The following is a 24767-nucleotide window of genomic DNA, read 5'->3' as shown; positions in this document are numbered from 1 at the left end:
CCAGTCAGTTGCCCAGGGTGATGGCCCCCGGGTTCGATGTCACCTTGCCAATGATGGCGGCCGGGTACCCGGCCGCATGGAGCTGCTCCAGCAGGCTGTTCGCCCGGTCTGCGGCAACAGCCGCCAGCAGCCCGCCCGCTGTTTGCGGATCGAACAGCAGCTCCTGCCAGCCGGAGGTTTTCAGTTCCGGCAGCGCGGCCTGGTTGGCGGGCAGCAGCGAGGAGCGGATGCCCCGCTCGGCCAGTTCGGCGGCGCCCTGCATCAGGGGGACCTGGCCGGTGAAGACTTCCGCGCCTGCGCGGGACGCCTCGCAGATGCCGAGCAGGTGGCCAAGCAGGCCAAAGCCGGTGACATCGGTCATTGCATGGGCCTCCTGCAGGATGCGGGCGGCGTCGCCCTGCGGCTGGCTCATCTGCTCGAGCGCGGCGGCGATCCACTCTCCGTTGGCCTCGCCTGCCATCTCGGCTGCCATCAGCACGCCGGAACCGATGGGCTTGGTCAGGATGAGGGTGTCGCCTGGTTTGGCGCCAGCGAGCGTGATTGGCGGGCGGGGGCAGAGACCTGTGACGGTGAAGCCCACGGTCAGCTCATCCCCCAGCGACGTGTGGCCGCCGATGATGGCGGCGCCGGCGGCCTGCATGACCTCCGTGGCGGCAGCCATGATTTCCTGCAGGGTTCGGCTCTGCAGTTCCGGCGACATGCGCGGGAGGATCAAGTTGGCGGTTGCGGCTTGCGGTTCGGCCCCCATCGCCCAGATGTCCCCCAAGGCATGCACGGCAGCGATGCGGGCCATCACCACCGGATCTTTGGTGAAGCTGCGCAGGTGGTCGGTGCTGATCACCTGCTTGATGCCGCCGGTGGTCAGCAGCGCGGCATCGTCGCCGGGCAGCGGGGTGATGTCCTCGCGGCTATGGCTGTTCAGCCCGGTGAGCGTCTCAAGCAGCGCGCCGCGGCCGACCTTAGCGCCGCAGCCGCCGCAAAGGGGCTTGTCCCCCAGCGCCTCCTCCATGCCCAGCGTGTGTTCGGCGGGCAAAGGCGGCGCTTCCATCGCGGGCAGGTCGCGGAATTTCTCCATGAAGGCCTGGTCGATGCGGTCCTTCCAGCTCCACATCAAGGGACCTGCCAGAGTGGTTCCGAACCGCTCTCCTAGGGCTTCCCTGGCGCCCATGGAGATCAGTTTCAGGTAATCCTTCTGCGGGCGGTACTTGCGCAGCGGGTCGCCGGTCAGCAGACCGCGCAGGTTGTGGTAGAGCACCGGGGCCTGGCGCACCGCATAAACGCCGGCCTTGGGGCGCGGGGCGAAGTCCATATGGGCGCAGTCGCCGGCGGCAAAGACATTGGCGGCAGAGCTTTGCAGGGTTTCACCGACCCGGATGAAGCCGTGCTGCAGTGCGAGACCGCTGTCCCCGAGCCAGCCGTAGGGGCGGGCACCGGCAGCGCCGGTGGTGAAATCCGACAGCACCTCGCGCCCGTCCTGCAGGACAATGTAGCCGTCCTCGATCCGCTCGACTGGTGCGTTCTCCTCCAGCCGGACGCCTTGTTCCACCAGGGCGCGCAGGAGCTTGCGGCGGGCGGTCTCTCCGATCGCGCGCAAGGCCTGGTCGCTGTCGATCAGAGTGGCCTGGGCCAGGCGGCCGCGGGATTTCAGGGCATAGGCCATAGCGAGGATGAGCTCCACACCGGCAACCCCGCCGCCGATCACGGCGGCATGGGCGGGGCCGCTGCCCTCGCGGAAGGCGGCCCACCGGGCGGCGAAACGGCCCAGCGGCTTGGCCGGGATGCCGTGGTCTGCAAAGCCCGGCAGGTCCGGCATGGCGGAGGTGATGCCGATATCGACCGAGGCCACGTCATAGGCAATCGGCGGGCGGCCCGGCACATGCACCAGCTGCGCCGCGGTGTCGATATGTTCCGCGCTGCCCAGCACCACGCGGGCACCGGCGAACCGGGCCAGGCGCACCAGGTCGATGTCCAGCTCCTCGCGCGCGTAGTGGCCGGCCACGAAGCCGGGCAGCATGCCGGAATAGGGCGCAGAAGGTCCCGGGTTGATCACCGTCAGCCGGGCGCCGGGCAGCGGCCGCATGCCCCATTTGCGCAGCACCAGCGCGTGGGTATGGCCGCCGCCGATCAGTACCAGATCGCGGGTGAGCGGCAATCGCGAAGGTTCCATATGCTGTCCTGCCTCTGCGGCGGGCCGGCCCCGGCGGTGCGGCTGCGCTTATTGCGCGGCGTCCGGGCGGCCTGCGGTTCTCTGTTCCTCGTCCTCCGGCGTGTCATGGGTGGCCCAGTGGTCATCCTCGCCCGCCGGGGGCATGGTTTCGCGGGTTTCTTGCCGGTGGATGTGCACCTTGGCAATGAAATTCGCGGTGATCGGTGCGGTCAGGAACAGGAACAGGGTGATCATCAGCTCATGCACCGAGACATACTCCTCGAACACCGCCGCGTGCAGCAGCGAGGCCAGCAGCACCCCGCCGACGCCCAGGGTGGTGGCCTTGGTTGGCGCGTGCAGGCGCGACATTGGGTCGTCGAGCTTGATCAGCCCGTAGGAGCCGACGATGCCGAAGATCCCGGCGATAACCAGGAAGGCGGCAACAAGGAATTCAAACAGGCTTGCCATCTTTCCCCCTCACTCGATGATGTTGCCGCGCAGAATAAAGCGCGCATAGGCCACGGTGGAGACAAAACCGAGCATGGCGATGATCATCGCCGCCTCAAAGAACATCTCGGTCCCCAGCGCCATGCCATAAAGCACCATCAGCGCGATGGCGTTGATGAACATGGTATCGAGCGCCAGGATGCGGTCGGCGATGTCCGGGGCAGTGACGACCTTCCACAGGTTCATCAGCATCGCCAGGGCGAAACAGGCAAAGGCGAAATAGGCAGCGTTTTCGATCATTCGAAGATCTCCATCAGCCGGCGCTCATAGCGCTGTTTGATCTCGTCGCGCACCGCGTCCGGGTTGGGCGCGTCCAGGCAGTGCACCAGCAGCGCGTGGCCCTCGTCCGAGACATCCGCCGACAGGGTGCCCGGGGTCATGGTGATGGTGCCGGCCAGGGCGGTGATCGCCTCGGGCGTTTTCAGGTCCAGCGGGATGGTGATCCAGTTGGGGCGGCGGTCGGCGTTGGGTTTGAACAGCACGATGCGGGCCACGATGATATTGGCCTGGATGATGTCCATCAGCACGATCAGGATGTACTCGGCGATCTTCAGCGGTTTGCTGAGCTGCGGGCGGTTGGGCCAGTAGGGCTGGGTGAAAAACGGGATCAGCACCCCCAGCATGAAGCCGAAGAGCAGCGAGTTCAGCGACCATCCATTGACCAGCAGCAGCCAGGTGAGGGTCAGCAGGAGCGTCAGCAAAGGGTGCGGCAGCAGCCGTCTGAGCAGTTTCATTTCGCCTCCTCCCCAAGCACGGTACCGATATAGGCCTGCGGCGCAAAGAGCTGCGCCGCGGTCGCCTCGGCATAGCGGGTCGCGGGGCCCGCAAAGACGGTGAGCGCCACCAGCCCCGCCAGCAGCCCGAAGCAGGCCACAAACGGCAGCTGCGCCGGTCTGGCGGCCAGATCCTCTTGCGGCGGCTCCTCGCTGGTATCTGTGTTCTCCGGCGGCAGGCCGTGGCCCTTCCAGAACAGCAGCGAGCCTGCGCGGGCCATGCCGATGATGGTGATCAGCGAGCCGGTGAGGATCACCGCCCAGATCCAGGTGGCGAGCTCGGAGCCGCGGGTGGCGTCCAGCACCAGAAGCTTGCCCAGGAAGCCCGACAGCGGCGGCATCCCGGCCAGCGCAATGGCAGCGGCAAAGAACAGCGCCGAGATCAGCCCGGTCTGCGGCATCGGCAGCTGCGGCAGGATCCAGCCGCCCTGGCGCTCCATCACCAGGTCGGCGACCAGGAACAGCAGCGCCGCGGCCAGGGTGGAATGCACCAGGTAATAGAGCGCGGCGGCAGCGGCGGTCTGGGTGAACAGCGAAATCGCGATCAAGAGCGTGCCCATCGAGGCGATGGCGCCAAAGGCGGCCAGGCGGCCGATCTTGTTGGAGCCGAGCACACCAACCGCACCGGCAACCAGCGTCAGCAGGGCCGCGGGCAGCAGCCAGCTTTCGGTCAGCCCGGCGGTTGCCTCGACCTCAGGCCCGAAGACCAGCGTGTACATGCGCAGGATCGAATAGGCGCCGACCTTGGTCATGATGGCAAACAGCGCCGCCACCGGCATCGGTGCATTGGCATAGGCCGAGGGCAGCCAGAAATGCAGCGGCAGCAGTGCGGCCTTGATGGCAAAGACCAGGAGCAGCATCACCGCGCCGGCCCGCAACAGGGCGGTATCCTCGGCCGGGATCTGCGCGACCTTCACCGCGAGGTCCGCCATGTTCAGCGTGCCGGTCACCGAATAGAGCGTGCCAAGCGCGAACAGGAACAGGGTGGAGCCCAGGAGGTTGAACACCACATACTGCACCCCGGCCTGGAACCGGCGGGTGCCGCCGGAGTGGATCATGAGGCCATAGGAGGCGATCAGCAGCACCTCGAAGAAGACGAACAGGTTGAAGGCGTCGCCGGTCAGGAAGGCGCCCATGATGCCCATCAGCTGGAACTGGTACAGCGCGTGGAAGTTGCTGCCGCGGGTGTCCCATCCGGAGCCGATGGCATAGAGCAGCACCGGCAGCGCCAAGAGCGAGGTCAGCACGATCATCATCGCCGACAGGCGGTCCAGCACTAGCACGATGCCAAAGGGCGCGGGCCAGTCGCCCAGCTCATAGACCATGACGGTGCCGTCGGCGGCCTGGGCGGCCAGGGCCAGGGCAACGCCGGCCAGCAGCACCGCGCTGGCGACGGAGAAGATCCGCTGCAGGTCCAGGTGGTGGCGCAGGACCATGATGATGAACGGCGCGACAAGGGCCGGCAGCACCACCGGCGCGATCAGAAGGTGGCCGGTCATGCGTCGTCTCCTGCGCCTTCGGGCTCTGCGGGCAGGGCGGTGCGGTCATCGCGCGACGACAGGAAGGCCCCCAGCGCGATCATCACCACCACCGCGGTCATGCCGAAGGAGATCACGATGGCGGTCAGCACCAGCGCCTGCGGCAGCGGATCGGTATAGATCACCTCCTCGTACTTGTTGAGGATCGGCGGCGCGGCGGTCATCAGCCGCCCGGAGGCAAACAGGAAAACGTTCACCGCATAGGTGATCAGCGACAGCCCCAGGATCACCGGGAAGCTGCGGCGGCGCAGGATCAGATAGATGCCGGCCGCAGTCAGGATGCCCACGGCCGAGGCGACGAGAAGTTCCATGCTTATCCCTCCGTCCCGGTCTTGGCCGCTTCCTCGCGGGCCGGGTTGATGTCCATCGCGTGCTCGGAGCTGATCCCCGGCTGCCAGGCAAAGCGCGACAGGCTTTCCAGCGCCAGCAGCACCGCGCCGACCACCGCCAGGAAGACGCCGAGGTCGAACAGCGCCGCGGTGGCCCATTCGAACTCCTCCAGCGGGGCCCAATTGATATAGCCGAAGGCGCTGGTCAGGAACGGCATGCCGTTGAACCAGGCGCCCATGCCGGTGGAGGCGGCGATCAGCACGCCGGAGCCGATGATTGCGTGATAGGGGTAGCGCTGCCGCTCGGTTGCCCAGGCGAAGCCCGAGGCCATGTACTGCATGATGATCGCGATCGCTGCGATCAGGCCCGCGATGAAGCCGCCGCCGGGCAGGTTGTGGCCGCGGAAGAAGATGTAGGCCGCCACCATCAGCGCCAGCGGCATCATCACCCGGGTGGCCACCACCATCATCAGCGGGTGGCTGTCGCCCGCCTGCGGCAGGTCCGGCTCGCGGTTCAGCAGATAGGCGCGGACCTTGGAGCCCAGCACCGCCTCGGTCAGGGCAAAGATCACCATCGCGGCGATCCCCAGCACGATGATCTCGCCAAAGGTGTCATAGCCGCGGAAGTCGACCAGGATCACGTTCACCACATTGGTGCCGCCGCCGCCCTTGTAGGAATTGGCGAGGTGGAAATCCGAGATTGTCGGGAAGGCAAAGTCACGCATCAGCAGCGCATAGATCAGGCCGCCCGCCCCCAGGCCCGCGACCACCGAAATGGCGCCGTCGCGCACACGGGTGAGGACCGGGGTTTCGACCGGGGTTTCCTTGGGCATGAAGTTCAGCGCCAGCAGCATCAGGATGATGGTCACCACCTCGACCGAGATCTGGGTCAGCGCCAGGTCCGGCGCCGAGAGGTAGTTGAACGCCATCGAGACCACCAGGCCCACCACACCGATCAGCACCAGCGACAGCAGGCGGTTGCGGTGCTTCAAGACGATGAACAGCGTTGCCACCACCAAGGCGAACCAGCCGGTCACCGGCAGCAGGCCGGGCTCCTGCAGCGCCCGCGTCGGTGCGCCCAGGGTGCCGTCCTGATAGGCCAGGAAGGCAATCACCACGGTAAAAGTGACCATCACCGCGGAGTAGCGGGTTAGGGCGCCGTTGTGCAGCCCGCCGGTGACCATCTGGCTGAAACGGGTGAAGGCATCGACCAGCCCTTCGAAAATCACCTTGGCCTCGGGCCGCGGGGCGGCGTCCCAGGCGCGTGCCAGCGGTTTGTGCAGCGCCAGCAGGATCAGGCCGCCGATGGTGGCAAACACTGACATGTACAGCGCCGGGGTCAGCCCGTGCCATAGTTTGAGCGAGTAATAGGGCAGCTTCTCGCCGCCGATCACCGCGCTGGCGGCGGTGGCCACCATCGGGCCTGCGATCCTGGCCGAGGCAAAGCCGATCACCACCACCAGCACCACCAGGAAGGCGGGGCCGATCCACATGCCGGTGTTGGGGTCATGCGGGTGGCCGGGGTAATCCTCGCGCTTGGGGCCGAGGAAGACATGGGCGATGAAGCGGAAGGAATAGGCCGCCGAGAACACCGCGGCGGCCGTGACCAGCGCGGGCACGATCAGGTGCGAGCCGTTCCAGATGGTGTGCGAGGCTTCCTCAAGCATCATCTCCTTGGACAGGAAGCCGTTCAGGGGCGGGATGCCGGCCATCGACAGTGCTGCCACCGCGGCGATGGTGAAGGTGACGGGCATCAGGTGCCGCAGGCCTCCCAGCCGCTTGATGTCGCGGGTGCCGGCCTCATGGTCGACAATGCCTGCGGACATGAACAGCGCCGCCTTGAAGGTCGCGTGGTTGATGATGTGAAAGACCGCCGCCACCGCGGCGAATTTGGTGCCGAAGCCCAGGAGCATGGTGATCAGGCCCAGGTGGCTGACGGTGGAAAACGCCAGCAGCGCCTTGAGGTCATCCTTGAACAGCGCAATCACCGCGCCGACCAGCATGGTCACTAGGCCGGTGGTGGCGACGATGTAGAACCATTCCGGCGTGCCGGCCAGAACCGGCCACAGCCGCGCCATCAGGAACAGGCCGGCCTTCACCATGGTGGCGGAGTGCAGATAGGCCGACACCGGCGTCGGCGCCGCCATCGCGTGCGGCAGCCAGAAGTGGAAGGGGAACTGCGCCGACTTGGTGAAGGCGCCCAGCAGGATCAGGATCAGCGCGGGCAGATACAGAGGCGAGGCCTGGATTGCCTCCTTGTTCTGCAGGATCACGCTGAGGTCATAGGACCCCGCGATATGGCCCAGGATCAGCATCCCGGCGATCATCGCCAAGCCGCCGGAACCGGTCACGGCCAGCGCCATGCGGGCACCCTGGCGGCCTTCGGGCAGGTGCTTCCAATAGCCGATCAGCAGGAACGAGCTGAGCGAGGTGAGTTCCCAGAATACCAGCAAAAGCAGGATGTTGTCGGACAGAACGATACCAACCATCGCGCCCTGGAACAGCAGCAGATAGCTGTAGAACTGGCCCATCGGATCTTCGCGCGAGAGATAGAACCGGGCGTAAAGAATGATCAGCAGGCCGATGCCCAGGATCATCGCCGCAAACAGGAAGCCCAGCCCGTCGAGGAAGAAATGGGCGTTCAGCCCCAGGGCAGGCAGCCAGTCGACCGCGGCAAAGACCGTCTCGCCGCGGAAGATGGCGGGAATATGAAGCATCAGCCCGGTGAAGGCGAGGAATGTGGTCAGCCCGGCGGCCGAAGCTGCGGCATTGCGTCCGGCGCGGATCAAAAGCGCTGGGAAGACGGCTCCGAGAAAGGGCAGGGCCGCAATCAGGAAAAGGGACACGTGCAGGTCTCCTGTCGGGTTGGCGCGTCGTTATTTTTTGGTCCAGTGCTAAGCAATTTTTCAGCCCAGAACCACCCCCGCCGCCCCGGTTGCGGTAAGAATGCCGCAGCCCCGGGGCGGAATTGGTACAATTATTGCGCCTATATTTGGGCGATGCGCGCGCAATAACAAGAACTTGACTGACCGAAACCCTCCATTTCTGGTGATTGGCGGCCGCCAAGCTGCTAGATCTGGGGGCAGGATCACGGTCCAGCAGCGGCAAGCGGAGATGCGGAGGCAACATGGCCGGAGCACAGGCGGACACGGCAACCCTGACGCGGCGGCTGATGCTGCTGGGCGGTGCGGCGGCGGCTGGCGGCTTTGGCTACTGGTGGCACCGCAGGCAGCCGCCCGATCACGGCCAGCCGCGTCTCTCGGCAGCGGAGGCCTTTGCCGCGGCCCGCGACGGCGGCATCATCCTGGTGGACATTCGCACGCCGCAGGAATGGCGCGCTTCGGGGGTACCGGTGGGCAGCCATCAGATCGACATGCGGCGCGAGGATTTCATTGCGGCCTTGCAGGCGGTGGCGGGGCAGGACCGGGCCGCGCCGGTGGCGCTGATCTGCGCCCGCGGGGTGCGCTCGGCGCGGATGACCCTGGCGCTGGCAAAGGCGGGGTTCACCAACGTGATCGACGTGCCCGAAGGGATGCTGGGCTCCGCCGCAGGTCCGGGCTGGATTGCGGGCAACCTGCCGGTGGCCCGATGGGCGGGATGATGAGAGGTGTGACCGCGGGCGCCGTGGCTGCGGCGCTGTTTTCGGCCTGGGGCAGCGCGGCGGCAGCGGGCTGCGGCGCGGAGCCGGTAGCCTGCGCCGTGGAGGGCGGCCGCTATCACATCGTGCTGCCGGAGGCCTCCGCGGCGCCGGTGCCGGTGGTGATGTTCCTGCACGGTTACGGCGGCAGCGGCGCGCAGGTGCTGAAGAACACGACGCTGGTGCAGGGGCTGACACAGCGCGGCTATGCGCTGATCGCGCCGGAGGGGCGCAAACGCGATGGCACCGGCCCGCAGAACTGGGGCTTCGGCCCCTTCGATGAAGGCCGGGATGAGGGCGCGTTCTTTGCTTCGGTACTGGCAGATGCCTCGGCGCGGTTTGGCACGTCCGGATCGCGGACGGTCCTGGCCGGGTTTTCAGCCGGTGCCTTCATGGTGCATTACCTGGCTTGCCGCGACCCCGGCGCCTTCGCCGCCTATGCGCCGTTGTCGGGCGCCTTCTGGCGCCCGTTGCCGGAGCGTTGCGAGGGGCCGGTGCGGCTGCTGCAGGTGCATGGCTGGCGCGCTGGGAGCAGGGCGATGTCTTTGCCGGGCTGGAGCTGTGGCGGCAGGCCAATGGCTGCGCCTCCCACGCGCCGGACCGGGCGTGGAGCGAAGACGGGCTGCTGCGCCGCCGCTGGGACTGCGGGCTGGGTGCGGAGCTAAGTCTGGTGCTGTTTGACGGCGGCCATACGGTACCCGAAGGCTGGGCGGGCTGGATGGCGGATTGGTTCGAGGACGAGCCGGCCGTGCGCTGATGGCGCGGGAGCGCCCGGTCCGGGCGGCGGTCTCCCGCCCCTTTGCCCGTAAATCAGAGATTTCCGTGAAAGCGTTGGGCCAGGCAGCGCGCCCGCTGGGCGCGCTGCTGTGGTTCCGTGATGGCGGCAGTGAGCCTTAGAACAGGCGGTGGCGGTTTTGCGCAACAGCGCCGCGGATCAGCGCGGCGCCGGGCCCAAGGCCGCCAGGGGTGTCCCGGCGCAGCCGGGGCATCCTGCGGGCGCGGGAGCCTTTCCCCTGCGATCGAGGCTTACTCCGCCGGGGTGCCGCGGACGGGGCTGCCGTCCAGCAGCGCCTTCAGCTCGGCACGGGCGGCACGGGCGGCGCGGGTGATCTGCGGCTCGGTGAATTCCTCGCGCGTGGCCATCCAGTGGCGGATGCGGTTTACGGTTTTCACCCCCGACAGCGCCGACAGCGGCACTGCCAGCACCAGGGACAGCGCAATCGGGGCCAGCCACAGTGACACAGTGCCCGTGAGGATCCCGGCCCAGAGCGCGACGCCGCTGATCGTTTCCAGCGCGTGGCAGGTGATCAGCGTGCGCAGGGAATAGCTGCCGCCGTCGCGCGCCTGCGGGGCCCAGCCGCGCTGCAGGCCAAGGGCGGTGCGAAACACCGCGATCATCTGCTGCACCATCAGGATCGGCGCATAAAGGATCGCCAGCACCACCTCGGACAGGAAGGACAGTGCGAAATGCACCGGGCCGCCGTATTCCGAGAACCGGCTGCCGGTCAGCGGCAGCGCCGCCGCGGCCAGCATCTTGGGGGCCAGCAGCATGGCGTAGATCAGGACGATCACCAGCACATGCTTGGGCTCGGACATGTCGGGCCAGTTGGGACGGAACGGGTTGGCCTCGCTGAAGTAGCTGATCACCGAGGCTTCCTCGCTGCGGCCGATGATGGCCCAAAGGACCAGCAGCGCAAACCACACCGGTGCCATCAGGTAGCCGATGGCGCCTGCAAACAGGTGAAAGCGGGAGATCGCGCGGAAGCCCTTGGCGTGCAGCAGGTTCAGGTGCTGCAGGTTGCCCTGACACCAGCGGCGGTCGCGCAGGATGTGATCGATCAGGGTCGCCGGGGTTTCCTCGTAGGAGCCGCGGATACGGGGCAGGAAGCGCACCGACCAGCCGGCCCGGCGCAAGAGGCCGGCCTCGACGAAATCGTGGCTCATGATCAGCTTTTCACCGCCGCCGAAGCGCGAGCGCAGCAGCGGCAGGCCGGCACAGGCGGCAAAGGCGCGGGTGCGGATGATGGCGTTGTGGCCCCAGTAGTTGCCCTCGTGGCCGGCCCAGCGGGCCAGGCCCTCGGCCAGCGCCAGGCCGTAGACGCCGTTGGCGAACTGCTGCATGCGGCCAAAGACCGACTGCGCGCCAATCAGTTGCGGATAGCTCTGGATCAGACCGGCGCTTGGATCGCGGGCCAGCGCGTCAGCCAGGCGGGCAATGGCGCGGCCGGTCATCAGGCTGTCGGCGTCCAGCACCAGCATCGCCTCGTAGCCTGCGCCCCAGCGGCGCACCCAGTCGGAGATGTTGCCGACCTTGCGGCCCTCGTTGTCGGCGCGGCGGCGGTAATAGAGCTCAGCCCCTTGCGGCAGCATGGTGCGCAGCGCCTCGACGCTGGCGCGCTCCTGTTCGGCAATCGCATCGTCGCGGGTGTCCGACAGGATGAACATTGCGTAATCGTGCTGGCCGCCGCGGCCGTGCAGTTCCTGCAGCATGGTCTGGGCGTTGCCCAGCACATACCAGGGCACCTCGTTGTAGACCGGCACCAGCAGCGCCACCTTCATCGGGCGCGCGGGGCCGCGGGCCACGGTCTTTTCGCGGCGCGACAGGCCGTAAAGGCCCAGCAGCACGGTGGAGACGGTGAAGGCGATCCAGAAGAAGTTGAAGGCAATCAGCGCCAGCAGGATCATTTCCAGCACCGAGAAGCCGTCATCGGCGAACCAGCCGCCCATCACCCAGGTGAGCACTCCGGTGGCGGCCATGGCAGGCGAAAACGCCAGCAGGCGCCACAGCGCCACCTGGCGGGGCGCGGCATCGCCGGGGGCGGCTGCGTCCCTGAAGTCCTTGCTGAAATCCTGTTCCGGCATCGCCAGGGGCTGTTCCGGGGGCATCAGATCACATGCGTTCATGCGGTCCACCTGTAAAGCCAGACTTCGGAGGCGGGGCTGCCGTCTTTCCTGAGCTGGGCGCGAAGTTCAACGTGATCCTGTTCGCCAGGATCGAAGTAGAAGGCGAGACGCAGGCCGCCGGTTTCCGGGTTGCGCTGCAGCACGCCTTCGCTGGTCGCCACATGGGGAGAGTGGATGTGCACGTCAAGGGTCTCCGGCCCGCCCTCGAACAGGGGGTGGGCATCGAAGTCGATGGTGACGATCCGGCCCGGCCCGCCGAAGATCCGGGCGCCCTCGGCGGTGTCGATCACCCGCGGCATCGGCAGCACCGGCTCCTCGCCCCAGGTGAGGCGGTAGCTGAGGCTGATTTCCGATCCGGCGGCATAAGGCTCGCGCGGGCGCCAGTAGGCGACTATGTTGTCGTAGATTTCCTTGTCCGCCGGGATTTCCACCAGGGTGACGGCGCCTTGGCCCCAGTCCTCCTTGGGTTCGACCCACAGGCAGGGGCGGCTGTGATAGAAGGCCTCGAGGTCGTTGAAATCCGACAGCTTGCGCGAGCGCTGCATAAGACCGAAACCGCGGGGGTTTTCATCCAGGAAGGACGAAACCTGCAGGCGCGTGGGGTTGGCCAGCGGCCGCCACAGGGTTTCGCCGTTTCCGTTGACCACCAGCAGGCCGTCGCTGTCATGCACCGCCGGGCGGAAGTCGTCAAAGCGGTTGCGGTTGGTGGCGTCGAACAGGAACATCGAGGTGAGCGGCGCAAGGCCTGCGTGGCTCAGCTCCTCACGGGCAAACAGGGTCGCCTCCACATCCATCACCGTACTGCTGCCAGGGGTGATGGTGAACCGGTAGGCGCCGGTGACGGAGGGGGAGTCCATCAGTGCATGCACCACCATGTGACGCTGGCCGGGGGCAGGGGCCTCCAGCCAGAATTCGATGAATTCGGGGAATTCCTCGCCTTCGGGGTCGGCGGTTTTCAGTGCCAGGCCGCGGGCCGACAGCCCGTAGGCGTTGCCGATGCCGATGGCGCGGAAATAGCTGGCACCCTGGAAGACGCAGAACTCGGTCTTCTTGGTGGGGTCGTCCAGATCGGTGCGCAGGCGCAGGCCGGAATAGCCCAAGTCGCCTTCGGTGGTCAGGTCCGGTGCCTTCTCGTTCTTTTCGAACAGCGACAGATCGAAGGGCACCCGTTCGGCCATGCCGTCGGTCACCGTGTTGATCTGAATGGCGCGCGGGAAGTAGAGGCCGGGCAGGAAGAAATCGACGTTGTAGCTGCGGCCGGTCTTCGACCACAGCGCGTCCGAGGTGCGGAACCAGCGCGCCTTGTAGTCGTCATAGGACTGTTCCAGCCAGTCCTGCGGTACCGTCGGGCGTTCGGCATAGTCTTCCTGCGCCAGCGCGCGGGCCTTGGCCACCACCACGTCGCGGCTGAAGGGCACGGCGTCATTGGCCAGCCCCGGCAGGGCGGACAGGGCGGTGCTGCCAAGCGCGGCAGCCAGGAAGGAGCGGCGGGAAAAAGAGCTCATTTCTTGGCTCTCCAAGGTTGGGACTTGAACCAGGCAGCGCAGTAAGCGCAGCCAATGATTAGCAAAAATCCAATAAGATTGGCGAATGCCGTGGTCATAACCGCGCGGTCGGTCTGGTCAAGCGCAAAGCCGATGAAGCGGGCCAGCGCCATCGAAAACACGAAGACCGCAAGCGATTGCTGGCCGACCTTGGTAACGACCTGCAACAATACGGACCAAATTCTTGCAGCCAGTGAATGGCCGGTGGCGATCAGCCGCTTTCCGCCCTCGCCGGCGGCGACCCAGCCCAGATAGGCCAGCGAAAGGAAATGGGTATAGCGCAGCAGGCCGAAGTCGGTCTTTTCGCGCCATTCGCTGCTGGGCTTCCAGGTCTCGCGGATGGCTTCGGCCAGACCCATGTTCCAGGCCTCGACCCAGCCCAGCACCTTGCCGGAGCCGAAGGGGGCGGAGAAAATGACGAAACCGGCAGCGAGCACAACCAGCACCTTGGAGACCGGCGGCTTGGGCAGCCAGCCCTTCATGAAGGCAAAGCCGGTGAAGAACAGCAGCTGCCAGCCGAAGGGGTTGAAGAACCACTCGCGGTCCGACCACGGCTCTGCCGGCAGCGAAACACCGTTGGGGCCAAGGCCGAGCATGTAGGGGTTGGCGGTCAGCCAGATCAGCACCGACACCATCACAACGGCCCAGACCCCGGCCTTCTGAACCCCGATCATCAGCGGCATCAGCATCAGCACCACCAGGTACATCGGCAGGATGTCAAAGTAGTTGGGCACATAGGTGAGGGTGAAGATGCCGACGATCTGGGTCATCGGATCCTTGAAGAAATGGCCAAGGTTGAGCGAGTTCACATATTCCTTATCAAACCCGCCATAGAGGTCGAGCGCCGCCATCGACATGGCCAGGAAGAAGAACAGCCCGATGTGGGCCCAGAACACCTGCCAGCAGCGGAAGGCGACGCGGGCGGTGCCCAGCCACCAGCCCTGGCGGTCGAAGGAGCTGCCAAAGGCGATGGCAGAGGCCATGCCGGAGCAGAAGACAAAGATCTCGGTTGCGTCCGAAAACCCGAAGCGGGCCGGGATCCAGCCCGCCCAGCGGTTGCCCGGAACATGGGCTGCCAGGATGATGAACATCGCAATGCCGCGGTAGAAGTCGAGCCGCGGGTCGCGCACGCGCGTCTGGACCGTTTGCGGCGGGGGCACTGCGCGGTTGGCGGCAGCAGGGTCTTTCTGAGGCCCGGGGAAGGGCGCAACGCTGGACATCTGTGGTCTTGGTCCTTGAGGGGCTTATTCGGCAGGTACGCTTTTGGCGCCGGACGGGTCCCGGGCCTCGGCAATCAGGGTGCGGCGGGCGAGGGCGTAATTGTCCTCTGCGCCGCCCCGCTTGGCGCGGCGGTCATCCAGTATTGCTTCGACTTCGTCAAGCTGTCCTGAGCGGATTCCCGCGTCTATGGTTATGCGTTCAAAAACATCGCGTTGCGCGTGGCTGCCGCCGGCCAGCTGCAGGGTGGCGCGGGCTGTGGATAAGTGATTGAAAGCGGCCTTGTAATTACCGTCTCCGAAGGCTTCCAGCCCGTCGGCGGCGGCGCATCCCGGGTCCGCCATCCGCTCCCGCGCTTCGGTGCCGCCTTGCTCCGCATCGGCGTGAATCCGCTGAACGAGCTTGTGGGCGTCCTCCTTGCGGTGGCCGGTCAGCGCCAGCAGGTAGTGCAGATCGGCAAAAATCAGGCTTCCGTCCTCGGTCCGGGCGGCGCAGAGATTCGCCAGCTCGTCCCAGCGGCTGCCCACGTCGACACCCTCCAGCTCCAGCCGCACCAGCAGCGAGGTGGCGTTGGAGATGTCGCGGTAATCGTCGGTCTTGTCCTTGCGCACCTCGGTGTCATAGAGCGCAACCGCCTCTTCCATCTGGCCCAGGTCCAGATGCATCAGCGCCTTGTGCCACCAGACGTGATAGCGGAAGTTGTTGCAATGCGCCCAGGCGTCCTCGCGGCCGTGCAGCCAGTCGAGCCCGGATTTGGCATTGCCGGTCATGTCATGCACATGCGCCACCGCGTGCAGGCCCCAGGCGTCATCCGGCGCCATCCACAGCGCCTGGCGGCCGGCATTGGCAGCGCGTTCGTATTCGCCGGTCTCCTCCAGCGCAAAGGAATGGCAGCCCAGGAGGTAGCCGCGCCCGGCATGGTCCGGCGCATAGGCCGGCAGCACCCGCTCGATCGAGGCGCGCATGCCTTCAGGGTCGCCCATGATGAAGCGGATGCCGTGGCTGAGCTTCATCGCCAGGGTGTCCTGCGGGAAGGCTTGCAGCACCTCTTCCATCCGCTGGATCGCCAGGCTGGGGCGGCCTGCCAGCCAGTTTTCCAGCGCGTCCACGTATTTGCGCTCGCGCGGCAGGGCGCCCTCGTAACAGGCCTTGGCATCGCGCAGCGCCTCGCGCGCGGTCGGCACCAGCTCAGAGCGCCCAAGCATCAAAAGCGACAGCCCCTTGATCGCATGGGCCAGCGCAAACTCCGGCGCGGCCTTCAGCACCGCGCCCAAGTGATCCGCGGTTGCTGCGGCGTGGGAAAGAACTCCCAGCTGCACGGCATTCCAATCCTGCTGTGCGGCTGCATCGGTCAGGCTGCTGTCTTGGCCGAAGATATCATGCGTCATAGAAGTCCAATCTCTGTTTTCAATTGCGCGCGGTTTCCGTGTCCTGCTGAAGAGTAGTTCATCGGAATGTACCGGGCGAACCCCGCTCGCGGTTTGGTGATGGCCTGTGTGCATCTGGATTGAAGATATGGCGGATGTGTAAGATTTCCCGGGAAATTTTTGCAAGGCGAAGGATTACTCCACGCCAAAAGCCCCGCTGATTTAGCGGTGAATTGCCGGAAACTGTAACACATGGCGGAAAGCCGCCGCGCATCTGGGGGATCAGGACTGTCCGAAAGGGTCTTCTGCGCCCAGGATCTCATCCGTTGCCTCACCGCATTGGGGCGGCGCGTGCCGGTATGTGACCGGCGTGCGGGAAAAATTCAGCGGGTTGCCCAACAGCCTGACCGGACCGGCCGTGGTTTCCATGCCGATCGCCATGTTGCGGGCTTCGACCTGATCGGTGGCAAACAGGGTTTCCAGGTTCTGCACCGGGCCTGCAGGCACCTTGCGGGCTTCCATGGCGGCCAGGACCTCGTCCGTTGTGAACCGCTGCACCGAAGGGATCAGGATCTCGTTCAGCGCATCGCGGTTCTGCAAGCGGGCAGGGTTGGTGGCGAACCGCGGATCCTCGGCCAGGCCCTCGAGCTTGAGGAACTCCATGAAGCGGCGGAACTGGCTGTCGTTGCCCACCGCCAGGATCACGTGGCCGTCCGAGGTCTCATACACCCCATAGGGCATGATGCTGGGATGCTCGTTGCCGCGGCGCTTGGGGATCCGGCCGGTGTTCAGATAGGCGACGCCCTCGTTGATCAGCCAGGCGATCTGGGCATCGACCAGCGCCAGGTCGATCTGCTGGCCTTCGCCGGTTTTTTCGCGATGGTGCAGGGCAGACAGGATGCCGATACAGGCGTACATGCCGCACATCACATCGGCGATGCCGACGCCCGCCTTCATCGGCTGGCCATCCGGCTCGCCGGTCAGCGACATGATGCCGCCAAACCCCTGCGCCATGATGTCATAACCGGGTTTGTGGCTGTTGGGGCCGGTCTGGCCGTAACCGGAGATCGAGCAGTAGATCAGGCCCGGGAGATCATCCTTGAGGCTGGCGTAATCCAGCCCGTATTTCGCCAGGCCGCCGGGTTTGAAGTTCTCGATCAGGATATCGGCCTCAGCCGCCAGCCTGCGGATGGCCTGCTGGCCTTCCTCGGATGCGATGTCGATGGCGACGGACCGCTTGTTGCGGTTGGCGGCCATGAAATAGGCGGACAGATCAGAGCGGTTGCCATCCGCATCGGTCACATAGGGCGGCCCCCACTGGCGGGTGTCATCGCCGCCGGTCTTGGGGTTTTCCACCTTGATGACCGTCGCGCCGAGGTCGCCCAGCAGTTGGGTGCAGGTCGGGCCTGCCAGGATGCGGGAGAGGTCGAGAACCTTGACGCCATTGAGGGCGCCATGAGGGAGCATGTCAGATGCGGCCATCATAGCCTCCGCGGTCGATCACGGCCGAGATGACGGTGAACCTGTCTGCTGTCAGCGCGTCCTGCAGGGCGGCGCGCAGTTCCGCGCGGTTTGTGGCCGTCACGCCGTTGCCGCCAAAGGCCCGGCCCATAGCGGCAAAGTCGTGGGGCGCAAAATCCACGCCGCCATTGGCGAGCTGCCGCTGGCGCTGTTTGAGTTCGATCAGCGCAAGGCTCGAATCGGCAAAGACCACGAAGATCGGCGCCACGCCCAGCTCTGCCGCGGTGGAGAGTTCGCCCGCAACCATCAGGAAGCCTGCGTCGCCGGAGAAGCTGACCACCGGACGCTCCGGCTGCGCCAGCTTGCGGCCGATGGCCATCGGCACCGCGCAGCCCATGGTGCACAGCGCCGAAGACTGGATCAGCCCGCGCGGCTCGGAACACTCCCACATCTGGCTGAGCAGGATCCGATGGGCGCCGCTGTCGGCGGTGGCCAGCGTCTCCGGCGGCAGGACGGCACGGCATTCGGCGATGACACCGGCGGGACCCCAGTTGTCGTCCTGCGGAAAGGCCGTTGCCAGCGCGCTTTTGACCGCCGCTGGCTGCCCGTTGCTCCAAGTCTCGCGTGGGGCTGTGCCTTGGGAAAGCGCCTCCAGCGTGGGGGCAATGGCCGTCAGGAAGTTCAGGCCTGCCTGATGCATGTAATGGGTGTTCGCCTCGGGCGCGATGTCGATGACGTTCTGGGTTTCCACGTCCCAGACATTGCGCCAGCCGGGGCGCATCTCGATCGGGTCATAGCCGATGGAAAGCACCAGGTCAGCCTCCCGCACCAGCGGCAGCAGGTGCTTGTCCGCCAGCGGCGACAGGCCTGCGCCACCCAGGCAGAGGGGGTGATCCTCGGGGATGATCCCCTTGGCCTTGTAGGTGGTGACGAATGGGATCCGGTGTTTCTCGACAAAGCTGCGGAGGGCAGCACCAGCACTCTCCTGCAGCGCGTCCAGCCCGATCACCGCCACCGGGCGCTCTGCCGACGCCAGCCAGGAACGCGCCTGCGCCAGCGCCTCGCCGCTTGGCGCGCTGGCACTTGCTGGCGCGCGGCGGACGCCCCGGTCCCTGGCCGGCGCGTCTGCGGTGGAGATCGGCACGTCGATATGCACCGGCCCGTTGCGCGGCGCGGTTGCGATGGCAACCGCCTTGTCGGCGATCAGGTCCGCGGCGTCTGCGTCCAGCCGGAAGGTGGCCTTTGTTATCGGCGCAAAAACCGCGCGGTGGTCGAGCACCTGATGGGTGTAGCTCTGTTCCTCCGCCGCGTCGACGCAGCCGGTGAGCACCAGCATCGGCACCCGGTCCTGGTGGGCGTTGGCAACCACGTTGATGCCGTTCAGCGCGCCGGGGCCGAGGGTGGCGACCAGGATCACCGGCGCGCCGTCGGCATGATGCACGCCTTCGCCGATGAAGCCTGCGCAGTTTTCATGCTTGGCCAGGTGAAAGGCGATACCCGCCTTGGTCAGCGCATCGACCAGCGTCAGCACCTCGCCGCCGGGCATGCCGAAAGCGTGGCGGCAGCCTGCTTCATAGAGCCGCCGGGCCAGAACGTCCGCCGCGCGCAAGGGATCTGTCATCTTGTCCGTCCAATCCGTTGAATTACCGCCAGATTGCCGAGGCTGCGCCCGCGCGCAAGCCCGTTCACGGCAGTGTGAGAAATGCTGCGGCGGAATTCGGCGCAAACAGCGGCGTGAGCAAGCGAAACCGGAAAACGCCGGGACCTATTTCAACGCCCGTTCCGCTATCAGCGCAAAGCGGCGGTCGAGCTGGCCTGCGAGGGCCGCCAGCCCCGCGCCGCCTTCCTCCGCATACGGCGCAAAGACATGGGTGGGCAGCTTGTAGGACAGGGTGGCGATGCCGTCGGCCTCCTCGGTCACATACATGCGCACCGGCGCCTCGATCATCGCCGCGGTGGAAAGGGCGAGGATCTTCACCGCGAAATCATTGTTGAACAGGCCAATGACCCGGTTGCCGGGAATGGTAATGCCGCGGGCCGCTGCCGCCTGGGTGGGGCCCGCCTGGGTGACCACCCCCAGGCCTTCCGCCTTGGCGGCGGCTTTCACGTCCTCGATCAGCTGTGCATAGGGCTTGGCGGTTTCATGCACCGCCCAGCCGTCGCGCGGCGCGATGCTGCCGGCGGATGCGGCGGAGGCCGCAAGGATCAGGGCCGCTGTCAGGCGTTTGGCATACATGGCAGGTCTCCACAGGGTTTCTCCCGTTTCTAGGGCAAGGCCGGGATCCTGCCGCTCACAATCGCGTGCATCAGGCGGCAGCCTGCCTGCCAGGGCTGAAACCTGCGCGCGCCCCGGACGGGGCGCGCTCCGTTTTTCAATGGCGGATTTCAGGTCAGACCGCGATCTTGCCGCCGCCCTGTTTGGTGACCACCACAACCGAGGGCCGCGGCGGCATCTGCGGATCGAAATCCGGCCAGCGGGTGGCAGGGTCCTCAAAAGTAGAGGCACGCCCGAAGCCTGTCAGGTCCTTGGTGCCGTCGGTGCCCGGATGCTGCACGGCCAGAAACAGCGTCTCACCGTCCGGGGTGAAGCACGGCCCGCACAGCTCAGCCCCCACGGGGCAGCGGAAGAACAGCTTGGAATGGCCGCGCAGGCTCCCGTCGGTCTCCACCCCGTAAAGACCGTCCGACTTGCCGGTCTTGTCCCATCTGCTGCCCTGGTCGGTGGCCACCCACAGCCGTCCCGCCGCGTCCATCGCGCTGTTGTCGGGGGAGCCGAACCAGCCGTGTTCAGAGGTTTCCGGGTTCCATTCGGCGCCCACTTCGGCAATCTCCGGATCGCCGCATTTCACCAGGATTGACCAGCGGCCGCTTGCCGCTGCATGGTCGCCGCCGTCCTCCCGGATCTCGATGATATGGCCGAAATCCGACGCGGGCCGCGGGTTGGCGGCATCGGTCTGGCCGGCCTTGCGCTTGGAGTTGTTGGTCAGCATCACAAAGGCGGTGCCGTCTCCGCGCGGCGAGGCGTCCTCGGGCCGGTCCATCGGAGTGGCCCCCAGCGCATCTGCCGCCAGCCGCGCATCAATCAGCACATCCGCCTGGCTGGCAAAGCCGTTCTCCGCCGTCAGCGGACCCTGGCCATGCACCAGCGGCAGCCAGCGGTGGGTGCCGTCAGCCTCAAACCGGGCCACATAAAGCGTGCCTTCGCTCAGCAGCCGCGCATTGGCCGCGCGGTCCTCTGACACCATGCCGCCGGAGACGTATTTGTAGACATATTCGAACCGCGCATCATCGCCCATGTAGACCACCAGCCGGCCGTCCCGTGACAGGGTGGTTTCCGCGCCCTCATGCGCGAAACGGCCCAGGGCGGTGTGCTTCACCGGTTTGGAGAGCGGGTCCATCGGGTCGACCTCAACAACCCAGCCGAAACGGTTCACTTCATTGGGTTCTTTGTCAGTATTAAAGCGGTCGTGGTATTTGCCCCAAGCATACCACATGCCGGGCACGCCATAGCGTTCCATCCGGGCCGCGTCCGGCTGGCCCGAGAGATCCGGCTCGCCTTCAGTGTCGAGGCGGTCGGTCCAGAAATAGCCGTGAAAGTTCTCCTCGGCCATCAGCCAGGTGCCCCAGGGGGTCATGCCGCCGGCGCAATTGTTCAGCGTGCCGATAACCTCGCGTCCGCTGGGATCGGCGCTGGTCTGCATCCGCGGGTGGCCTGCGGCGGGCCCGTCAATGGCCATCGCGGTGTTTAGCGGCGAGATGCGGCGGTTCATCGCGCCGTCACGCACAACCGACCACTTCCCATCAGCCCCGCGGGTGATTTCCACAACCGAGCCGCCATGCGCCGCCATCTCGACCTCAACCAGCTCGCGGGTCATGCCGGCGAACTCCGCCTTGTCCTGGCGGCCGAGGCCCGGGAACATCACCTCTTCGTTGGTGTATTCGTGGTTCACGCACAACAGGCCGCGGGTGCCGTCAGCGTTGAGCGGCACAAAGCCGACGTAGTCGTTGTTATAGCCGAACTGCTGCAGCTGGGCTTCCGCCGTCTGGTTCATCACGTCAAATTCCGGGGCGCCTGCGAGGATCGGGTCTCCCCAGCGCAGCAGCACATCGGCGTCATAGCCCGGCGCCACATGGTGCGTTTCGTCATTGCCCCATTCCAGCTCGTCAAAGGCATAGCGGCTTTGGGCAGCAGGGGATGCGGCGTTGCCCTGGCGCGGAGCGGTCAGGGCTGAGACGCCGAACAGGGCGGTGGCGGCGGAGGTGCCCAGTATCCCCTTCAATGCTGCGCGGCGGCCATAGCGGGCGGCAATCACATCGCCGATGGTTCGGCCGCGAGACGGGTTGGCGGGAATGTCGTCGGCGGCCTCAAATGCTTCCGCCTTATTGCCGTTTTGCGGGTCTTTGATGGTCTGCTTGCGGTTCACGGCGGGCTCCGGGTTGTTTGGAAATATCAATTCGGGGCTGCGGGGGTGGGAGGCCCGGATATCTTAAGAGTGGCTTGTAACACGCATGTAATCGTTAATGAAAATTAACCAAGATCTTCAATCTGCGCGGCAATCGGAATCCCTGGCCTGTCCCCGCGGGGACAGCGGATTATTCTGCCGGGCGGAAGCCCTCGATCAGCTGGCGCAGCCCGATGGCAGCACCGGCAAAGATCGCCAGCATGGTGACCGGTGCCGAGACCGCCAGCAGTGAGAACGCGCTGAGGCCCTGGCCGACGGTACAGCCCATGGCAATCACCGCACCGGCCCCCATGATCGCGGCGCCGATGATCTGGCGGCGCAGCTCGCGCGGGTCCTCGCAGGCCTCCCAGCGGAAATGGCCCTTGATCAGCGAGCCGAGGAAGGCGCCGGCCCAGACCCCGGCGATGGAGCCGACGGCAAAGGACAGCGGTCGCAAGGAGCCGGTCATGGTCCAGAGGATGGTTTCGCCCAACGGGGCCGAGAAGGAGTGGGAGACCACCGGCAGTGCCTCGAACCCTTCGGCGTTGATGTAAGTGGTTCCGGCCCAGCCGGAGGTTACGGCCAGCCCCACAACCGCGGACCAGAACAGCGCCTGCTTGTCCCGGCGGAGCTCGGCATTGGCGAGGGAGAGCAGCAGGATCAGCAGGCCAGCGGCGGTGCCAACGGCAGCCAGCGGCAGCCCGCTCCAGGCAGCGGCATAGTGGGCGAGGCCCGGCGGGATCTCATTGGTGACGTCCTGCTGCGCGAAGAAAAAGTTGCGCACAGGGGCGAGGGGGCCTGCGAGGACGACGTAAGTGGAAACCCCCATCACCAGCACGATCACAAAGCTGCGCAGATCGCCGCCGCCAAGCCGGGCAATGGCGCCGTAGCCGCAGTTGCCGCTGAGCGCCATGCCGTAGCCGAACATCAGCCCGCCCAGGATCGAGGCGGCGGGCATCCAGCGGATCGACAGGTAAAAGGACTGGCCCGCATCCACCAGGCCCAGCCCCAGCAGCGCAAAGCTGGCGGTGACAGCCACGCCGATGGCCACCCCCCACATCCGCATCCGCAGGGACGAGCCGCCATAGAGCAGGTCTTCGATCGCCCCCAAGGTGCAGAACCGCCCCAGCCGGGCGGCAAGCCCAAGAGCCACACCGCCCAGAAGCCCGATGCAGGCGGCCAGCTGGTGTTCTGTCAGGAGGTCAAACATGCCGGGGTTTCAGTCAGGCGTCAGCCTTCTTCCTTGCAGAACAGCTCATAGACCACTTCCAGCATCCGGCGGGGTTTGTCGTCTGCCAGCCGGTAGAAAATCGCCTTGCCTTCCCGGCGGGGAATGACCAGCCCTTCCAGACGCAGGCGGGAGAGCTGCTGGGAGACGGCGGCCTGGCGGGCTGACAAAAGCTCCTCAAGCTCGGTCACGGATTTCTCACCCGAAACCAGATGGCACAGGATCATCAGCCGGCCTTCGTGGCTGATTGCCTTGAGGAAGTTGGATGCCTTGGTCGCGTTTTCGACCATCTTGTCCATTTCTTCCGGGTCCATGTCGGCGGAAAACTGCGGTAGTGCCATGTGTCGTCTCCTGAGCGGCACCTCGGTGCCGCACTCCTCTCTCTTGCCCCATCAGGGCGCTCAGCTGCCGCCCTTTGAGTTCGTATTATCAACAAACCCTGTATGTGCGCTTAGCAAATCCGCGATCAAAGGCCAAAAAAAATCTTCACCCGGGTAGCCTTCGAGCCTGGCGCGCTCCTCGCCGTCCTCGACAACCAGGAAGGTGGGGGTGAACATGACCCGGCGGGTAACCTGCAGGTCATCGGGCAGGGAGCGGAGGTCTACACGGCGCAGGGGGGCGTGTTTGCCCTCGGCTGTTTTGGGGTAGATCGGGGCGATCTCCGCATTCCAGCGGGCGCACCACTCGCAGCCCGGCTGTTCGACCATCACCAGTTCCGCCGCCCAGGCGGGCAGCGTTGCAAAGGCCATGGCTGCGGCAGCAGCCAGTTGCCGGATAAGGTGCATGGATGTCATTCCATCTGTTGACGGTACCGTATGACTCAACATAATTCGAATATGTGAATGATACAAGCCGGGCCGGGATAACGTTCGCGTGGGGCCTGTTGGGGGTGTGATGCTCGAAATTTCCCTGTTTGGCGCATTGATCGCAGGATTGCTGAGCTTTTTCACCCCCTGCATCCTGCCGATGGTGCCGTTTTACCTGTCCTACATGGGCGGGCTGTCGATGGCGGAGCTGCGCGGGGACGGGGCGATTGCTGTGGGTGCGCAGCGGCGGCTGCTGGTGTCTGCGGTCTGTTTTGCCGCCGGGGTGACCACGGTGTTCATGCTGATGGGCATGGGGGCAACCGCGCTGGGGCAGCTGTTCGGGCGGTATCTGGAGGTTCTGTCCTACGGCGCGGCGGCGCTGTTGCTGCTGTTCGGGCTGCATTTCCTGGGGGTGGTGAAGATTCCGCTGCTGTACCGCGAGGCGCGGCTGGAGAGTTCAGCGGAGCCCTCTACGGTCTTGGGCGCCTATCTGATGGGGCTGGCGTTCGGGTTCGGCTGGACGCCCTGCGTGGGGCCGGCGCTGGCGTCGATCCTGATGATTGCCTCCGGCATGGGCGATGTCTGGCGGGGCGGGGTGCTGCTGCTGGTTTACGGGCTGGGCATGACGGCGCCCTTTGTGGTCGCGGCGCTGTTTGCCAAGCCGTTCCTGGGCTGGGTTGCGCGCCACCGCAGCGCCTTTGCCTGGGTGGAGAAGGGCATGGGCGCGATGCTGGTGCTGTTTGCGGTGCTGATCGCCACTGGCGGGGTGCGGCTGATCGCCGAGGCGATGATCCGCTGGGTGCCGGGTTTCAGTGCAATCGGGTGAGTGAAATGTGGAGGGCAACATGCTGAGAAGTATTGCAAAAG

The 24767-nt window shown here is 66.0% G+C and carries 21 protein-coding genes; 3 read left to right on the top strand and 18 right to left on the bottom strand.

Translation table 11 applies throughout. The annotated features are described in order from the left end of the window. Nucleotides 1-4 precede the first annotated feature (4 nt). Genes selD through ACFMBG_RS17785 form a run of 7 tightly spaced genes read right to left on the bottom strand, consistent with a single transcriptional unit; the run spans nucleotide 5 to nucleotide 8139 of the window. Entirely contained in the window at nucleotides 5-2167 is a 2163-nt protein-coding gene (selD, locus tag ACFMBG_RS17815; protein WP_421056044.1) for a selenide, water dikinase SelD, read from the bottom strand. A gap of 48 nt (nucleotides 2168-2215) precedes the next feature. Then, a complete protein-coding gene (locus ACFMBG_RS17810) occupies nucleotides 2216-2614 on the bottom strand; it encodes a Na+/H+ antiporter subunit G (protein ID WP_421056043.1) in 399 nt (132 codons plus the stop codon). 9 nt (nucleotides 2615-2623) lie between these two features. Beyond that, nucleotides 2624-2893, bottom strand: a complete 270-nt coding sequence (locus tag ACFMBG_RS17805; RefSeq protein WP_421056042.1) for a K+/H+ antiporter subunit F — start codon at nucleotides 2891-2893, stop codon at nucleotides 2624-2626. Further along, entirely contained in the window at nucleotides 2890-3387 is a 498-nt protein-coding gene (locus ACFMBG_RS17800) for a Na+/H+ antiporter subunit E (protein ID WP_421056041.1), read from the bottom strand. Before ACFMBG_RS17800 ends, ACFMBG_RS17805 begins: the two co-directional genes overlap by 4 nt. Beyond that, a complete protein-coding gene (locus tag ACFMBG_RS17795) occupies nucleotides 3384-4925 on the bottom strand; it encodes a monovalent cation/H+ antiporter subunit D (RefSeq protein ID WP_421056040.1) in 1542 nt (513 codons plus the stop codon). The genes ACFMBG_RS17800 and ACFMBG_RS17795 overlap by 4 nt, the downstream gene beginning before the upstream one ends. Beyond that, entirely contained in the window at nucleotides 4922-5275 is a 354-nt protein-coding gene (locus ACFMBG_RS17790) for a Na+/H+ antiporter subunit C (RefSeq protein ID WP_421056039.1), read from the bottom strand. Before ACFMBG_RS17790 ends, ACFMBG_RS17795 begins: the two co-directional genes overlap by 4 nt. Before the next feature lie 2 nt (nucleotides 5276-5277). Then, a complete protein-coding gene (locus ACFMBG_RS17785) occupies nucleotides 5278-8139 on the bottom strand; it encodes a monovalent cation/H+ antiporter subunit A (protein ID WP_421056038.1) in 2862 nt (953 codons plus the stop codon). Between the two features lie 281 nt (nucleotides 8140-8420). On the opposite strand from ACFMBG_RS17785, the gene ACFMBG_RS17780 reads away from it, so the two are divergent. Both ACFMBG_RS17780 and ACFMBG_RS17775 read left to right on the top strand, forming a co-directional pair. Continuing rightward, nucleotides 8421-8894: a rhodanese-like domain-containing protein gene (locus ACFMBG_RS17780; protein WP_421056037.1), complete on the top strand. Its 474-nt coding sequence runs from the start codon at nucleotides 8421-8423 to the stop codon at nucleotides 8892-8894. Then, nucleotides 8894-9595 carry a CE1 family esterase gene (locus ACFMBG_RS17775; RefSeq protein WP_421056036.1) on the top strand — a complete coding sequence of 234 codons (702 nt, stop codon included), beginning with the start codon at nucleotides 8894-8896 and terminating at the stop codon, nucleotides 9593-9595. The genes ACFMBG_RS17780 and ACFMBG_RS17775 overlap by 1 nt, the downstream gene beginning before the upstream one ends. A gap of 361 nt (nucleotides 9596-9956) precedes the next feature. On the opposite strand, the gene mdoH is transcribed toward ACFMBG_RS17775, so the two are convergent. The 11 genes from mdoH to ACFMBG_RS17720 all read right to left on the bottom strand — a co-directional run bounded on the left by mdoH (nucleotide 9957) and on the right by ACFMBG_RS17720 (nucleotide 23879). Beyond that, a complete protein-coding gene (mdoH, locus tag ACFMBG_RS17770; protein ID WP_421056035.1) occupies nucleotides 9957-11834 on the bottom strand; it encodes a glucans biosynthesis glucosyltransferase MdoH in 1878 nt (625 codons plus the stop codon). After that, nucleotides 11831-13339 carry an OpgD/OpgG family glucan biosynthesis protein gene (locus ACFMBG_RS17765; RefSeq protein WP_421056034.1) on the bottom strand — a complete coding sequence of 503 codons (1509 nt, stop codon included), beginning with the start codon at nucleotides 13337-13339 and terminating at the stop codon, nucleotides 11831-11833. Before ACFMBG_RS17765 ends, mdoH begins: the two co-directional genes overlap by 4 nt. Beyond that, nucleotides 13336-14598 (bottom strand): OpgC family protein, encoded by a 1263-nt coding sequence (locus tag ACFMBG_RS17760; RefSeq protein WP_421056033.1) that lies wholly within the window; start codon nucleotides 14596-14598, stop codon nucleotides 13336-13338. Before ACFMBG_RS17760 ends, ACFMBG_RS17765 begins: the two co-directional genes overlap by 4 nt. A gap of 24 nt (nucleotides 14599-14622) precedes the next feature. Then, nucleotides 14623-15984 (bottom strand): tetratricopeptide repeat protein, encoded by a 1362-nt coding sequence (locus ACFMBG_RS17755; RefSeq protein ID WP_421056032.1) that lies wholly within the window; start codon nucleotides 15982-15984, stop codon nucleotides 14623-14625. A gap of 261 nt (nucleotides 15985-16245) precedes the next feature. After that, the gene (locus ACFMBG_RS17750; RefSeq protein WP_421056031.1) at nucleotides 16246-17445 is read right to left on the bottom strand and encodes a CaiB/BaiF CoA transferase family protein; all 1200 of its coding nucleotides are present in this window, start codon (nucleotides 17443-17445) and stop codon (nucleotides 16246-16248) included. Then, complete coding sequence (locus ACFMBG_RS17745) at nucleotides 17432-19045, bottom strand: thiamine pyrophosphate-binding protein (protein ID WP_421056030.1); 1614 nt, start codon at nucleotides 19043-19045, stop codon at nucleotides 17432-17434. Before ACFMBG_RS17745 ends, ACFMBG_RS17750 begins: the two co-directional genes overlap by 14 nt. 144 nt (nucleotides 19046-19189) lie before the next feature. Beyond that, nucleotides 19190-19660 carry a DUF302 domain-containing protein gene (locus ACFMBG_RS17740; protein WP_421056029.1) on the bottom strand — a complete coding sequence of 157 codons (471 nt, stop codon included), beginning with the start codon at nucleotides 19658-19660 and terminating at the stop codon, nucleotides 19190-19192. A gap of 154 nt (nucleotides 19661-19814) precedes the next feature. Next, on the bottom strand, nucleotides 19815-21848 hold the full coding sequence (locus ACFMBG_RS17735; protein WP_421056028.1) for a PhoX family protein: 2034 nt from the start codon (nucleotides 21846-21848) through the stop codon (nucleotides 19815-19817). Between the two features lie 169 nt (nucleotides 21849-22017). Then, complete coding sequence (locus ACFMBG_RS17730; protein ID WP_421056027.1) at nucleotides 22018-23076, bottom strand: YeeE/YedE family protein; 1059 nt, start codon at nucleotides 23074-23076, stop codon at nucleotides 22018-22020. A gap of 20 nt (nucleotides 23077-23096) precedes the next feature. Beyond that, entirely contained in the window at nucleotides 23097-23435 is a 339-nt protein-coding gene (locus tag ACFMBG_RS17725) for an ArsR/SmtB family transcription factor (RefSeq protein WP_421056026.1), read from the bottom strand. 60 nt (nucleotides 23436-23495) lie between these two features. Continuing rightward, nucleotides 23496-23879, bottom strand: a complete 384-nt coding sequence (locus ACFMBG_RS17720) for a hypothetical protein (RefSeq protein ID WP_421056084.1) — start codon at nucleotides 23877-23879, stop codon at nucleotides 23496-23498. 109 nt (nucleotides 23880-23988) lie between these two features. Between ACFMBG_RS17720 and ACFMBG_RS17715 the strand changes: the two genes are divergently transcribed. Further along, a complete protein-coding gene (locus ACFMBG_RS17715) occupies nucleotides 23989-24726 on the top strand; it encodes a cytochrome c biogenesis CcdA family protein (RefSeq protein ID WP_421056025.1) in 738 nt (245 codons plus the stop codon). The last annotated feature ends 41 nt before the right edge of the window (nucleotides 24727-24767 follow it).

The sequence above is a fragment of the Leisingera coralii genome, assembly GCF_049056525.1.
GTDB classification, from domain to species: domain Bacteria; phylum Pseudomonadota; class Alphaproteobacteria; order Rhodobacterales; family Rhodobacteraceae; genus Leisingera; species Leisingera coralii.
The sequence above is the reverse complement of the archived record's forward strand: the minus strand, read 5'-3'. Positions and strand labels throughout refer to the sequence as shown.

Coding starts and splice junctions, on each gene's coding strand:
- selD (WP_421056044.1), bottom strand. CDS start 2,167: ATGGAACCTTCGCGATTGCCGCTCACCCGCGATCTGGTACTGATCGGC.
- ACFMBG_RS17810 (WP_421056043.1), bottom strand. CDS start 2,614: ATGGCAAGCCTGTTTGAATTCCTTGTTGCCGCCTTCCTGGTTATCGCC.
- ACFMBG_RS17805 (WP_421056042.1), bottom strand. CDS start 2,893: ATGATCGAAAACGCTGCCTATTTCGCCTTTGCCTGTTTCGCCCTGGCG.
- ACFMBG_RS17800 (WP_421056041.1), bottom strand. CDS start 3,387: ATGAAACTGCTCAGACGGCTGCTGCCGCACCCTTTGCTGACGCTCCTG.
- ACFMBG_RS17795 (WP_421056040.1), bottom strand. CDS start 4,925: ATGACCGGCCACCTTCTGATCGCGCCGGTGGTGCTGCCGGCCCTTGTC.
- ACFMBG_RS17790 (WP_421056039.1), bottom strand. CDS start 5,275: ATGGAACTTCTCGTCGCCTCGGCCGTGGGCATCCTGACTGCGGCCGGC.
- ACFMBG_RS17780 (WP_421056037.1), top strand. CDS start 8,421: ATGGCCGGAGCACAGGCGGACACGGCAACCCTGACGCGGCGGCTGATG.
- ACFMBG_RS17775 (WP_421056036.1), top strand. CDS start 8,894: ATGAGAGGTGTGACCGCGGGCGCCGTGGCTGCGGCGCTGTTTTCGGCC.
- mdoH (WP_421056035.1), bottom strand. CDS start 11,834: ATGAACGCATGTGATCTGATGCCCCCGGAACAGCCCCTGGCGATGCCG.
- ACFMBG_RS17765 (WP_421056034.1), bottom strand. CDS start 13,339: ATGAGCTCTTTTTCCCGCCGCTCCTTCCTGGCTGCCGCGCTTGGCAGC.
- ACFMBG_RS17760 (WP_421056033.1), bottom strand. CDS start 14,598: ATGTCCAGCGTTGCGCCCTTCCCCGGGCCTCAGAAAGACCCTGCTGCC.
- ACFMBG_RS17755 (WP_421056032.1), bottom strand. CDS start 15,984: ATGACGCATGATATCTTCGGCCAAGACAGCAGCCTGACCGATGCAGCC.
- ACFMBG_RS17750 (WP_421056031.1), bottom strand. CDS start 17,445: ATGGCCGCATCTGACATGCTCCCTCATGGCGCCCTCAATGGCGTCAAG.
- ACFMBG_RS17745 (WP_421056030.1), bottom strand. CDS start 19,045: ATGACAGATCCCTTGCGCGCGGCGGACGTTCTGGCCCGGCGGCTCTAT.
- ACFMBG_RS17740 (WP_421056029.1), bottom strand. CDS start 19,660: ATGTATGCCAAACGCCTGACAGCGGCCCTGATCCTTGCGGCCTCCGCC.
- ACFMBG_RS17730 (WP_421056027.1), bottom strand. CDS start 23,076: ATGTTTGACCTCCTGACAGAACACCAGCTGGCCGCCTGCATCGGGCTT.
- ACFMBG_RS17725 (WP_421056026.1), bottom strand. CDS start 23,435: ATGGCACTACCGCAGTTTTCCGCCGACATGGACCCGGAAGAAATGGAC.
- ACFMBG_RS17720 (WP_421056084.1), bottom strand. CDS start 23,879: ATGCACCTTATCCGGCAACTGGCTGCTGCCGCAGCCATGGCCTTTGCA.
- ACFMBG_RS17715 (WP_421056025.1), top strand. CDS start 23,989: ATGCTCGAAATTTCCCTGTTTGGCGCATTGATCGCAGGATTGCTGAGC.